14 protein-coding genes are annotated in these 12,490 nt (G+C 58.1%); 6 read left to right on the top strand and 8 right to left on the bottom strand.

Annotated features, from left to right (window positions below):
- Positions 1–10: 10 nt before the first annotated feature.
- Positions 11–523, bottom strand: a complete 513-nt coding sequence (locus NC979_RS17985) for a TIGR02652 family protein (RefSeq protein WP_190519427.1) — start codon at positions 521–523, stop codon at positions 11–13.
- Between the two features lie 162 nt (positions 524–685).
- Between NC979_RS17985 and NC979_RS17980 the strand changes: the two genes are divergently transcribed.
- The 5 genes from NC979_RS17980 to NC979_RS17960 all read left to right on the top strand — a co-directional run bounded on the left by NC979_RS17980 (position 686) and on the right by NC979_RS17960 (position 3,717).
- Positions 686–1,210, top strand: a complete 525-nt coding sequence (locus tag NC979_RS17980; protein WP_190519425.1) for a gamma carbonic anhydrase family protein — start codon at positions 686–688, stop codon at positions 1,208–1,210.
- 59 nt (positions 1,211–1,269) lie between these two features.
- Positions 1,270–2,136, top strand: a complete 867-nt coding sequence (locus NC979_RS17975) for a tetratricopeptide repeat protein (RefSeq protein ID WP_242024024.1) — start codon at positions 1,270–1,272, stop codon at positions 2,134–2,136.
- 211 nt (positions 2,137–2,347) lie between these two features.
- On the top strand, positions 2,348–2,932 hold the full coding sequence (locus tag NC979_RS17970) for a TetR/AcrR family transcriptional regulator (protein ID WP_190519423.1): 585 nt from the start codon (positions 2,348–2,350) through the stop codon (positions 2,930–2,932).
- Positions 2,929–3,129, top strand: coding sequence for a hypothetical protein (locus NC979_RS17965; protein WP_190519421.1), 201 nt, complete (start codon positions 2,929–2,931; stop codon positions 3,127–3,129). Before NC979_RS17970 ends, NC979_RS17965 begins: the two co-directional genes overlap by 4 nt.
- 6 nt (positions 3,130–3,135) lie before the next feature.
- The gene (locus NC979_RS17960; RefSeq protein ID WP_190519419.1) at positions 3,136–3,717 is read left to right on the top strand and encodes a GNAT family N-acetyltransferase; all 582 of its coding nucleotides are present in this window, start codon (positions 3,136–3,138) and stop codon (positions 3,715–3,717) included.
- Here NC979_RS17960 and NC979_RS25410 read toward each other — a convergent pair.
- From NC979_RS25410 to NC979_RS17930, 7 genes are all read right to left on the bottom strand, one after another.
- Positions 3,712–4,266 carry an IS630 family transposase gene (locus tag NC979_RS25410; protein WP_431191081.1) on the bottom strand — a complete coding sequence of 185 codons (555 nt, stop codon included), beginning with the start codon at positions 4,264–4,266 and terminating at the stop codon, positions 3,712–3,714. The genes NC979_RS17960 and NC979_RS25410 overlap by 6 nt on opposite strands.
- A complete protein-coding gene (locus tag NC979_RS25405) occupies positions 4,211–4,768 on the bottom strand; it encodes a helix-turn-helix domain-containing protein (RefSeq protein WP_431191080.1) in 558 nt (185 codons plus the stop codon). Before NC979_RS25405 ends, NC979_RS25410 begins: the two co-directional genes overlap by 56 nt.
- A gap of 250 nt (positions 4,769–5,018) precedes the next feature.
- A complete protein-coding gene (locus NC979_RS17950) occupies positions 5,019–5,546 on the bottom strand; it encodes a DUF937 domain-containing protein (protein ID WP_190519417.1) in 528 nt (175 codons plus the stop codon).
- A 74-nt stretch (positions 5,547–5,620) separates the two neighbouring features.
- Positions 5,621–8,080: a DUF4912 domain-containing protein gene (locus NC979_RS17945; protein ID WP_190519414.1), complete on the bottom strand. Its 2,460-nt coding sequence runs from the start codon at positions 8,078–8,080 to the stop codon at positions 5,621–5,623.
- Positions 8,081–8,415: 335 nt separating this feature from the next.
- A complete protein-coding gene (gene ypfJ, locus NC979_RS17940) occupies positions 8,416–9,264 on the bottom strand; it encodes a KPN_02809 family neutral zinc metallopeptidase (protein ID WP_190519412.1) in 849 nt (282 codons plus the stop codon).
- Positions 9,265–9,603: 339 nt separating this feature from the next.
- Complete coding sequence (gene rimM / locus NC979_RS17935; RefSeq protein WP_190519410.1) at positions 9,604–10,164, bottom strand: ribosome maturation factor RimM; 561 nt, start codon at positions 10,162–10,164, stop codon at positions 9,604–9,606.
- 23 nt (positions 10,165–10,187) lie between these two features.
- Positions 10,188–11,483: a valine--pyruvate transaminase gene (locus NC979_RS17930; protein ID WP_190519408.1), complete on the bottom strand. Its 1,296-nt coding sequence runs from the start codon at positions 11,481–11,483 to the stop codon at positions 10,188–10,190.
- Positions 11,484–11,705: 222 nt separating this feature from the next.
- Between NC979_RS17930 and NC979_RS17925 the strand changes: the two genes are divergently transcribed.
- Positions 11,706–12,431 carry a ZIP family metal transporter gene (locus NC979_RS17925; protein ID WP_242024023.1) on the top strand — a complete coding sequence of 242 codons (726 nt, stop codon included), beginning with the start codon at positions 11,706–11,708 and terminating at the stop codon, positions 12,429–12,431.
- The last annotated feature ends 59 nt before the right edge of the window (positions 12,432–12,490 follow it).

Below are 12,490 nucleotides of genomic sequence, written 5' to 3'. Positions count from 1 at the left end.
GCTCAGAGCGCTACTCAAAGAGACGGAAATAGGGATAGCGCACCGGCACGCCGGGCTCTTTTTCGAGGCTGAAGTTGATCACCGCCCAACGCGAGTCGACCTCAGCGGGGGGGCTAAACTCCACCGGCAAGCCGTAGAGCTTGGGTGCTGTGGAGGTTTCGACCTGCCCGCGCCAGGGGTTATTGCGCTCTAGGTAAGAATTGACCAGCTCTTGGTAGCGCTCGGCAATAATCACCCGCGTGGCCCGGTAGCCCTGGGTGTAGAGGCGATCGAGGGCCTCGTGAATCTCAAAGCGAATGCCGTCGGGGTGGGTGTGCTGGCGATACCATTCGCCCTCCCACTGACGCCAGTGCCGACCCGACTGGAGATGCACCAATTCTTTGGAATCGGGATTGGCCTCAAAGGCACCGTGGCGGGTGCACAGATAGGTGTCGGTCAGCGTCAAGGCCGGAATCGTTTGGCGACAGTGAGGGCACTGGATTTCTGGCCCATAGATGGGATACTGCAAGGCGGAGTTGACCATTGGGCTGAAACCAGACGTGTCCTCTTGAGGGCGAGAAACAGATAGGGGCATGGGCTATAGCCGTATTATACCTGTGGGAACTCGGCTGTCTCCGTAGTCGGGGCATCCCATTGTCTGAAACCGCCGATTTTTTTGAGAATCTTCCTGGAGACTCTTCTGGCTATGGCTTCCCCTAGCTCCCTCTGGCCTCGCCCCGACCTGTCTCAGGCGGCGTTTGTGGCCCCCAATGCCACGGTGATGGGCCAAATCACGCTCCACGAAGGCTGCAACATTTGGTACAGTGCCGTGCTGCGCGGCGATGTTGAACGCATTGAAGTTGGGGCCTACAGCAACGTGCAGGATGGCGCAATTCTTCACGGTGACCCCGGCCAGCCTACAGTGCTTGAAGACTATGTCACCGTCGGCCACCGGGCCGTCATCCACAGCGCTCACATTGAGCGAGGCTGCTTAATCGGCATTGGGGCGATTGTGCTGGACGGTGTGCGGGTGGGCACCGGCAGCATCGTCGGGGCCGGGGCGGTGGTGACTAAGGATGTGCCGAAGCGATCGCTCGTTATGGGCGTCCCCGGCAAAGTGGTGCGCCACGTCTCCGACCAGCAGGCCCTAGAACTGCTAGAGCACGCCCAGAAGTATCACCAGCTCGCCCTGGCCCACGCCGGGCGCAGCAACGACCTAGGGTTTATTTAAACAGTATCGCTATGGTGTAGTGAAGGTAGTGATCTATCCCCCAACCGTGTAGGACATCTATGACGTTTTGGCCCCAACCCACCCAGGACATCACCCCTCAGCCTCGCACACCTATGCCATGGAAAGGGCGATTGATCGCTGTTATCGTCTGCCTGCTCCTCTGGACGGGTTGGGTCCTTCCCGCCCGAGCACAATCTGCCCCGGTAGACCTTTCCCCCCAGGTAGTGCAGGAGATTTCTGACCTGCGCCAAAAGGCTTTTACCGCTTCCCAAAAGGGCCAGTTCGTCGAGGCTGAAAACTACTGGAGCCAGTTGATCGACTACCTGCCCAACGAAGCCGCCCTGTGGAGCAACCGGGGTAACGTGCGGGTGAGCCAAAATAAGTTGGCAGAAGCGCTAGAAGACTATAACCAGGCGGTGACGCTGGCCCCAGATCAGCCTGACCCTTACCTCAATCGGGGAGCGGCTTTAGAAGGCTTGGGGCGATGGGAAGATGCGATCGCCGACTACAGCCAAGTGCTTGCCCTCAACCCTGACGATGCTGCCGCCTACAACAACCGGGGCAACGCCCAAGCCGGTCTGGGCAATTGGGAAACGGCCCTAGCTGACTACCAAAAAGCCGTTGATCTCGACCCCAAATTTGCCTTTGCCCGGGTCAACGCCGCCCTGGCCGAATATCAACTGGGCAACGCCGAAGAAGCCATTCGTCAGTTCCGCAGTCTTACCCGCCGCTACCCCAACTTTGCCGATGCTCGCGCTGCTCTCACCGCCGCACTCTGGGGCCAGGGCCAAAGTGGCGAAGCCGAGAGCAACTGGGTCGCCGTCATGGGCCTCGATCACCGCTACAGAGACCTGGACTGGGTCAGCACCGTGCGCCGCTGGCCCCCCGCTATGGTTGCCGCCCTAGAAAAATTTCTGCATCTATAGCCTGCGGAGCGTACAAATTACCGTCAGTTTTCGCGCTGGGTTCCTAACCTAAGGAATTACAGACGGTTTGGCAAATTCTCAGGGACGTAGAGCTGGACGATACGGCTCCAACGATTATTCCCATTGGCTAAACAGCCCACCCGCTCAGCAGAATTGACAGGCGAAAAACCTGTGCTACTCTTAAAAATAACGAGCGCTCAGTTAAAAAAGAATGCCGAAGGTTGTCGACCACGACGAGTATCGCAAAGAGCTTCTAAGTCAGTGCTTTGACCTGTTTGCCGACCACGGCTACGCCAGCCTAACTACCCGGCAAATTGCCAAAGCGCTAGGGGTCTCCACCGGCACGCTGTATTACTACTTCCCCAGTAAGGAAGATCTATTTATGCAGCTGATCGAAGAGCTGACTACTCAAGATTTGCTGCGGGCCACCGCTCAGATTCAAGGGTTGAGCACCTTGAGGGAGCGCATTTTAGCCCTAGGCGATTTTTTGGAAGCCAACGAAGACTACTTCATCAAGCAGACCTTGCTGATGATGGATTTTTATCAGCAGGCAGGGGTGGGGCAGTCGCGGGTGAATGAAGCGGTGCAGCGGGTCTCGGTGCGATCGCGCGACGAAATCATGATTGCCCTTCAAATTGACGATCCAATCGTAGCTACCCATGTGCTCTGCCTCTGCGACGGCCTGATCTCAGAGCGCATGGTGGACCCAGCAATGGTGTCCTACCGCCAGCAGGCTGAGCTTTTGGCTGACTTACTCACCGCCTACTTGGAGAAATTCCCTGGAGGAAAGCGATGACTCTGCGTTCGCTTTGGGTGTGGCTGCGCTATGGTCGCCGCCAGATCTATCCCTGGCTAGTGCTAGCGCGGGCGGGGTGGCAGTGGCTGCTGTTGTGCGGAGTCGATCGCGATCGCGCTGCCATTCGCTGGATGTCCACCCTGGTGAAAATTGACGGCGTTAAGTTGACCACGTTTCTCAACGACTTAATTTGGTGAACTCTGGTGAACCCCATAGAAACCCTGGCCCTAACCTCCCTACAACCCACCCAGTTCGATGCGGCTACCGAGCTGTTGACAGCCTCCTTCGCCGATGACCCGCTGTTGCACTACCTCGTACCTGCCGATGTGTGCGATCGCCAAACGGTGATGGCCTACCTATTTCGCATGCTGCTAATCTGCGGTGCTGGGGGCGGACATAGCTATTGTCTGAGCGATGGCCAGACCCTCAAGGGCGTGGTGATTTGGATGCCGCCAGAGCAGTCAGTCGATCTCATAGACCTGCTGCGGGCAGGGTTATACGAGCTGCCCTTTCGTCTGCCCCTACAGTATTTACCTCGCTGGCAGGCCGCCCTGGCCCTCGACCATTATCGCCACCAGGCCATGCCCCAGCCCCACTGGTATTTGATGTTGCTGGCGGTTAGCCCCAGCTGCCAACGTCAGGGCGTTGGCCACCAGCTCATGCAGCCAGGCCTAGATGAAAGTACCCGAACCCATCACCCCTGCTACGTCGAAACCTCCACTGAGGGCGCGGTGCACTTTTACCAGCGCCACGGCTTTGAAATTGTTAATACCAATTACTTATAAAGCTGCGCTAAACAGGACTTCTAGGATGAAGTCATAGGAGGTCAAGGAGATGATGTGCTCTGGCGTCAAGGCGTCGAGGGCAACCGCAACACGTTCGCGTAACTCATCAAGGGACTGGCAATTCTGCCAGCGTAATTGCCGCTTGAGCGCCTGCCAGACTCGCTCGATTGGATTTAACTCAGGGGAATGCGCGGGCTGAAAAACGGGAATGATGTTCTCCGGCCAGTGCAGCGTTCCCGCGCGATGCGCCGCACAACGGTCGAGTTGAAGCAGGGCAATGTCATCGCCGAGTTCGGTCGAGAGCAGATCTAGGAAATGCTGGAAGCAGAGACTGTCTAGGTGGGAGAACTCGTAATAGAAGCTAAAGCCGCTCAAGGGCTCAACAACACCATAGAGATAGAAGGCTTCGCGTTGCCACTGGCTAGGACCACAGGGTTTAACCCCGCAAGCCGTTAGCAAACGACCCGCTATGGTTTTGAGACCCAAACGCGTTTCATCCTGGCACAGATAACGCAACCGCTTGCCCTGGCCGAATAGTTGCTGCAACACCTTCGTCGCCAGCGATATTTTTTTTGAAGTGCGCTTGGTTCTGGGGGGATTGCTGGATGCTTTTGGGTCTAGGCACCTTCAGTTTGGCGTTGAGTCGGTAGCGCACCAGTTGATGCACCGTGCTGTACTTCAAGTTCAAGCCGAACTCGTCACAGAGCCACTGCTGCACTTCACCATAACTCCCGAAGCCGTGCCGTTGGGCTAAGCGTTGCTTCAGTTGAGCTAGCGCTTGACCACTCACGGCCGGAGCTTTGCCAGAAGCTTTACCGACTTCTAGCAGAGACTCAAGACCACCCCGTTTGTACCGGTTAAGCCACCGGGTTAAGGTTGCTTTATCACGGCCCAGTCGCTCTGCCAGTTCGTTGCGGCTGCTCACTTGGTTGCATTTAAGCCAGTAGAGCATCTGCAGTCGTTCCTTTTGGCTAGCACTACGGGCCTGTTGAAGCGACTTCTTCAACTGCGCTTCGCTTTCTGCAATCTCAACGATGAACGGGCGTCCCATGCGTTTTCCCTCAAGGGCTAGCAGTACCTCCCATTTTGGCGCACACTCATATGTAATTGGTATAAGACCGGCCCCTTTGCTGAGCAAGCGCCAACGTTTTGGACGCTACAGCGGCGGTGAAGAGGATAAGGAAGGTGAGGGGGATGGAGGGATGGAGGATTGGAGGCGGTGCCAGCCTGCCACCCTTCTCACCTTCCTCATCTCTTCCCAAAAAATGCTCAGCAGCAGTTGTCACCAACGCCAACTCAATCTACTGGGGTGGGTTCAGAAAGCGTTCGGCAAACTTCACTACGGTGCCTAGGTCGGTGGAGTTGGGAACGCCAGAATCGAGGAACGTTTTGAGCAGTGGGTTGCCGCCGCTGACTGCACCGGGCTTAGCGGCTCCCATGCCCAGCAGCCCAATCACCACGGGCAACAACTTGGGCAGCATGGCTTGAATCATGCCCGTATTTAGACCACTCTTTTGGGCCACAGCCTCAATCAGCTGCTGCTGCATCTGAGGCGGAATGGCAGCGGCTAGGGCGGCTGCACCCCCAGCCCCAGACAGCTTGCCGAGCATGCCTTCGAGCTGACCGGTACCCATGGTAGCGGCCTGCTGTTTGAGGGTGGGCTGTAGAGCGGCCCCCAGAGCGTTGAGAACACCCCCCATTTGGTCGGTGCTCATGCCCTGGCTTGCGGCGAGCTGCTGTACAGAGGTCATCACCGAGCTGAGCTGATCGACGCTGCCCCGCTGGTTGGGGTTGTTGATAGAGCTCAGGACATCAAAAAACAGAGACATGATCGTTCCTTTCAACTGAAGTGCAGTCGTAGAGCAGATGCGGTCAAAGCATGGGAGGTTAATGCCGGAGCGACCTAGGCGGGCACGCGCACGGGAAGCGATCGCACTAGCTGGAGCCACTGACCGGCGTCGGTGAGGTAGCCCAGTTCGGCCACGTAGTCGCGATCGGCTGTCCAGATCGACACGGGGTGATCTTGGTCGCCGTCCGTCAAAATGTATTCCTGGGTGGCGTGGGGTGGCTGGCTGTCAAGGTCTAAGTTGGTGGCATCGTGAATGCGCAGGGCCATGACTCGGCCCCCTTCCTGCTGTAGAGCTTCCTTGTGGGCCGGGGCAGCTTCCCAGTAGACATAGGCAGTAGTAGAACTGCGGGGCACCAGAACAATTTTGCTCTCGACCCCCATGTCAGTGCGTTGACCGACGCCAGCAGCAGTTTCTTGCCCTGGGGCGGTATCAGAAGGACGGCTCCCCAAGCTAGCGCCTAGTCCGGCGGCGGTGACTCCACCGGTATGACCGGTGAGGGGCGTCTCTGCGATCGCGTCCACTTCGCTGGGGCTAGTCTGTAGGCTGTCGTTCGGGCCAACAGCCCCGCCGAGGGTGGTGCCAGGGAAAGTAGCGGCACCATTCGACGGGCAGAGGGGTACGCGCACCGGCTGAGACTTAGCCAGGGCTTGCCACTGGTAGTTGCTGTCGACATAACCTACCTCTACCAGGTAGTCGCGATCGTCAATGGCAATGGGCAGTTGCAGCTCGCCCTGGGCCACCAGCTCGGCGTTAAACTCTTGCAGGCTGTTGAGGCGGCTGCCGTGGCCGGGCAGTTCGGTAACGTCGTACAGCCGAGCTTTGAGGCTGCGAGAGCCAGCCTTGAGGTCTTCTACGGTTGAGGCGGGCAGTTCCCAGTAGGCATCGGCGGTTCTGCAATCGCGCGGGGTGAGTGTGACTCTTGCCGGGGCAGCGGTTTTGGGCGGGCGGGCGATCGCGGCTGCACCCACCCCTAGGGCACCCAAACCAGCGGCAGCTGTAGCTGCCGTGCCTACCCCCACAGTGCTGGGGGTGATGCTGCTGGAGCAGGCGGGTACGCGCACGGGGGCTGAGCGGGCCAGGGCATGCCAGGTATTGTTGGTGCTCAGGTAACCCAGTTCGACTAGATAGTCGCGGTCGTCGACGGCCACGGGCAGGTGGCGATCGCCCACGGCTACGGTGTCGCAGTCAAATGGGTAGGTGTTGTGGGGCGACTGTCGATCGACATCGGCAATGTCGGTGACATCGTGAAGCTTAAGTGCTAAAGAGCAATTTTGCTGGCGCAGCGCCTCGACTTCGCCTTCGGGCAGTTCCCAGTAGGCGTAGGCGTCGTGGCAGTTGCGCGGCGTGAGAATAATGCGGCGATCGGCGGCCGCCAGGGGAGCGGCTAGGGGAGCGGCGATCGGTGCTGCTACCGGCGCACTATCCTTGAGCAGCCACCAGAGTAGGCCACCCAGGACGGGCAGCGCCAGCAGCCAAGGCCACCAGGGCAGACCTCGCGCCGGGGCTGAAGCGGGGGGCACGGGGTCGGTTTCTTCGAGGGTTGTTTCTGGGGTAGCTTCGGCAATGGGGTCGGTTTCTGCCTCGGTGGTGTCACCATCGGCGATCGCTGCGTCTTGGGCCCCCTCGATCAGCGCCTCACTAGCGGGGCTGACGGCAAATCCGAGGAAAGCGAGGGCCGCTGGGCTGGCCGTCTCGGGATTGTAAACATAAGAGAGGGGTTGAGAAAAGGGATAGCGCTCGTCGTCGGGCAGGGTGTCGTGCATGGGCACAATTTTCACTGCTGGGTTGTTGAGCGCCTGTTCGGCAACGACATAGCTAATGCTGTTTTCGTCGAGATTTTCGGCGATGGTTGCCGCGTTGGCCTCTAATAGCACGGTGGCCCCTGGGTCGGACTCAAACACGCCGCTCTCAAATACCGGATAGTTGCGAAAGGCTTGGCGGGTATCGCTGTTGGCGGGTTGGTCGACCAGCACGATGGGGGCGTCTTGGCCACCGACCTCAGACCAGTTGCTAATTTCACCGCGAAAGATTTGGGCAAACTGCTCAATGGTGAGACTGCCGGTAAAGGGGTTGCTGGGGCTGACCAGAATGGCGATTTTGGGGCGCGAAACCGGCACTTCCCGTAGTCCAGCACTGACCTCTTCCTCGGTGAGGCTACGGCCAATGGCGGCGAGGTCGGCTTCGCCATCGAGCAGCGCTTGTAGGGCGTTATTGGCGCTGTCGTAGTCTACGGTTATATCGGCATCGCCGTATTGGCTAGAGAAGCGCGATCGCAGCGCCTCGTTTACCAAGCGCATTGCCTCCGAACTCTCAATGGTTAGCTTACTGTTCCGCTCTAACGAAGTGGGAATTTCAACGCCCTCAAGAGGATTAGGGGTTTGAGCCCAAAGCTCGCTCCCTCGCTCTAGCCCAACGGTAGTGGCAATCAGTAGGGGTGCTGCAGTCATCCAAAGCAGCGATCGCCCCCCCACTGCAATAGCGCTTTGGGCATTAGCACTGTGGCGTTTGAACATAAGCAGGCACCAAAAGATTCCCAATTTAAGTAAAGAGGATTGCTAAACCTATAGAACATGAATTCTAGGTCGTTAAAGACACTACGGCCCAGCAGTTTGAGCGAAATTTAACCCCGAGTTAAACCGCTTTAAAGAGCTTCTAAAAGCTAGAGAATTGACCCGTCAAGGTGACAATTCTCTGTGACTGACTAGTTCTTTTTGCCTGTCACAACTTCAAGGTTGATTAAAAGACAAAAGCCAAGGGATCTAAAACAGCCCATGAATTTGCTCGCTAAACTCAGCCATTCTTGGCATCAGAGCTTAGATCACAACCATAAGAAATTCATAAACGTTGGCTATATACGGTCTACATCAAAGGTGTTGCACTGGTTGATGTCGCCTGTTTCAATGCCGCGATAGAACCATTCAGCCCGCTGCTCTGACGACCCGTGGGTAAACGAGTCGGGGGTAACGTAGCCCTGGGCCTCCATTTGCAGGCGATCGTCGCCGATTTGGCTGGCGGCGTTGAGGGCTTCTTCGATGTCACCTTCCTCTAAAATTTCCCGCGACCTCTGCGCCCGGTTAGCCCACACCCCGGCAAAACAGTCGGCTTGCAGCTCTAGTCGCACCGATAGCTCGTTGGCCTGAGTCTCGCTCGCTTGCTGCTGAGCGCGCTGCACCTGACTAGACACCCCCAGCAGGTTCTGGACGTGATGCCCTACTTCGTGGGCAATCACATAGGCCTGGGCAAAATCGCCCGGGGCCCCAAGCCGCACCTGCAAGTCGCGAAAGAAGCTGGTGTCGAGATACACCTTTTGGTCGGCCGGGCAGTAAAACGGCCCCATGGCCGCTTGCCCCCTACCGCAGGCTGACTGAGTGGCCCCAGAGTAGAGCACCAGGCTGGGGTCCTGGTAGGGGGCACCGAACTCAGATTGAAAGATGCTGTGCCAGGTGTCTTCGGTTTCGCCCAGCACGGCAGCCACAAACTCAGCCGAGCGATCGCTCTCCTCTGAGGATGCCTGGGGCGCACCGTCGTTGGGGCCAACCTCTACCCCACGCTCAAGCACCACCGATGGATCGCCGCCCAGCAGGGCCACCACCAGTGCCAGCAGAATTGACCCTATCCCCCCTATGGCCGCACCGCCACCGGGCATGCCCCGACGATCGTCAATATTGATGCTGCGCCGACTCGATTGCCACTTCATCGTTCACCTCGTTTTGCTAGGCACTGGTAGCTATGCCTTAGGGTACCGAATTACAACGTCTGTTTCCTGCCAATGTTGTGGGTGTAATTCGCTGTTAGCAATGGATAGAAACCCTTCGGCAAAGTTTGTACCTGAGGCCTGTAGGTCTATCTCTGGAAAGAGGTGCGATCGCAAGCGCTGTAAATAAACTGGTGTTGCAGCCACTATTGGCTGAACCCTGTCGATGACTCAGTTGCATAAGCAAACCCCAGCCCTCTATAGAGGACTGGGGCGAGTTGGTCGTTCCATTTATGGTCGTTGATAGCCACAATAGGGCCCAAAGATAAGGAATCTATAAGGCTAAGGGTCTAAAAGCCCTACCGGAGGGCTAATTTCAAGGTATTTCTCAGCTAGATTCACGACCGGTACGATGGCGGTAACGAAGGGCACCAGCACCTTGCGAGGTTTAGCTGGCTGCGAGTTCTTCTCGGCGGCAGGATAATAAGTAACTTCTAAGAGGTCGTTGCCGGCGGCAAATATATCAGTCACGGTGCCGATTTCGTCGCCCGTAGCCTGCACGATCACCCGTAGGCCCACCAGGTCAGCCACATAAAACTCGTCGTCATCGAGCTGGGGGCGATCGCCCGCGGGCACCAGCAGCACCGCATCCCGCAGCGCTTCGGCATCATCGCGGCTGTTGACGCCCGCAATCTGCACCACATATAGCCCTTTGCCGTCGATATGCCGTCCGCGCACCAGTTCTACGGTCTCCGGTGTGAGGCTGCGGGGGCGCTTGAGCCAGCGCTCTCCCGGTTCCAAAAACCGCTCTGGAAAATCGCTGCTGGGGTAGACGCGCACTTCGCCCTTCACGCCCTGGGGGGCAACAATGCGGCCAATTTCAACCCAGTCTTCGGAAGTCATGGCATTAGACGCAGGGGAAGCCATTAGGCGGGCACCGCTACAGGGCTAGGCTGGGCTTGATAGACCTCGCTCACGAGGGCACCTAAACGGGTCGCGGCCTCCGCCAAATCTTCGCGGCTGGCGGTTAGGCTAAGGCGCACGCACTGGCGAGTGTGGGGCCAGTCTTCGCGCAGACCCGGGAAGAAGGGATTGCCCGGCACCACGATCACCCCCCGCTGCTTGAGCTGCTCATACAGGTTCTGGTCAGTAATGGGGAGTTGATCAAACCACAGCCAGGCAAAAATGGCCCCTTCACCGTTGTGTAGGTACCAGGGCAGGTCGTTGGGCATGGCCTGGTCTAGGGCCGCTGCGAGCACCGCAAATTTGTCTTGGTAGTAGGGTCGAATCACCTGTTCAGCCAGGCGGGCCAGCTCGCCGGAGGCAATGGCACGAGCTGCGATCGCCTGCCCGTAGCGCGACGAGTGAATGCAAAAATTCGTCTGAAAACACTCCAGCACATTGATAATTGCCGGATCGCCGATCGCCACCCCCAGTCGCTCGCCCGGCAGCCCCGCCTTCGACAGACTCATGCAGTGGAGAATGTTCTCGCCAAACACAGGCTCCATATCAGTAAAGTTGAGTGCCGGGTAAGGCGGTGCGTAGGCTGAATCAACCAATACCGGCACGTTGTGGGCCGCGGCCAGGCTGGCGATCTGCTGCACATCCTCACCACTCAACACGTTGCCCGTGGGGTTGCAGGGGCGCGAAAACAGCACAAACCCCGTGTCGTCGGTAATGCTGAGCTGGCTAAAGTCGGGCCGGTAGCGGAACCGATGGGCCGCTTCATCCACATCAATCGTGGGTCGGTAGGCCCGTACCGCCTCGGGCACCAGGGAAATGCCGCCGTAGCCGGTGTAGTCGGGGCTGAGGGGCAGCACAATATCTTTCATGCGGCCGGTGGCGTTGTGGCCGCCAAAGGCGTTAGCAGCTAGAAAATACAGCGCTTGACTACCGGGGGTGATCAGAATATGTCGATCGCTCAACTCCAGCCCATAGCGCTGGTTAAAGTCATTCTTGATGGCCTCAATCAGCGGCTCGTAGCCCTGGCTGGTGCCGTAGCGACACACCACATTGCCGTACTCAGGGCTGGCCAATAGCTCCTGGGTGCAGTCGCGCCAGAGCTGCTCAATCTCAGGCAAGATCACCGGGTTACCCGCGCTGAGGTTAATGAAATGCTGCCCCTGACCCGCGCGCAGCGTTTCGACTATGTCTTTCATAATGGCGCGCACGCCGGTGAGGTGAGACATTTCCTCGCCAAAGCGGGTGAGTTCAGGGGTCATAGGGAGTGAGGGGTGAGAGGTGGATGGGTAAGGGGTGGATGGGTGCCCTGGGTGTAGTTCGTTCTACTGCTCTACTAAAGATAGTGAGACTAGTATAGTAACCTCGCTGGGCCTAGCAGCCTACCGCCGTCTAACTCTGAGTGACCTACTCCCTCTACCCATCCACCCATCCACCCCATGAACCCCCTAGCCTCTGGATTCCTCGCGAGTCTCTTTGCCGGCATGAGTACAAGCATTGGCGCGCTGCCGGTGCTGCTGCCCTTCGACCCGTCAGAGCGTACCCAGGGTATTTTGCTGGGCATTGGCGGCGGCATGATGCTGGCGGCCACGTCCTTTTCGCTGATTTTGCCCGGTACCGATGCGGCGATCGCCCTAGGCTATCCCGGCCCGATCGCCGCCCTAGTCATGGTCACTGGGGTTCTGCTTGGCGGCGCGTTTTTGTGGGGAGCCCACAATGTTTTTCCCCACGAGCATTTTTTTAAGGGGCCAGAGGGGCCAGAGGCTCAAAACATCAAGCGCATCTGGCTGTTTGTGATCGCGATCGCCCTGCACAATTTCCCCGAAGGCCTAGCGGTAGGCGTAGGCTTTGGCGGTGGTGAGCAGGCCGGGGCGATCGCGCTGGCTTTAGGCATTGCGCTGCAGAATATTCCGGAGGGGCTGGTGGTGGCGATCGCCCTGCGCGACATTGGCTATGCCCCTCGTCAGGCCTTTGCGGTTTCGTCATTGACGGGCTTAATTGAGCCGATTGGTGGCCTGTTTGGTGCCGCTGTTATTACCTTTGCCCAGGCTGCTCTGCCTTGGGCCATGGGCTTTGCCGCCGGAGCCATGCTGTTCGTCATTGTCGACGAAATTATCCCCGATATTGATCAAAAGGCTTTTGGCCAGCGGGGCACCCTCGGCCTCATGGGTGGCTTTGTGATCATGATGTTCTTAGATATTGCTTTGTAATCAGCAATTTGTTTTGGTTGTGGTCATCGCCCGCGCCCGACGCAAAAAAAGCCCCCCGA

The organism is Leptolyngbya subtilissima AS-A7 (assembly GCF_039962255.1).
Taxonomy (GTDB): Bacteria; Cyanobacteriota; Cyanobacteriia; order Phormidesmidales; family Phormidesmidaceae; genus Nodosilinea.
The sequence above is the reverse complement of the archived record's forward strand: the minus strand, read 5'-3'. Positions and strand labels throughout refer to the sequence as shown.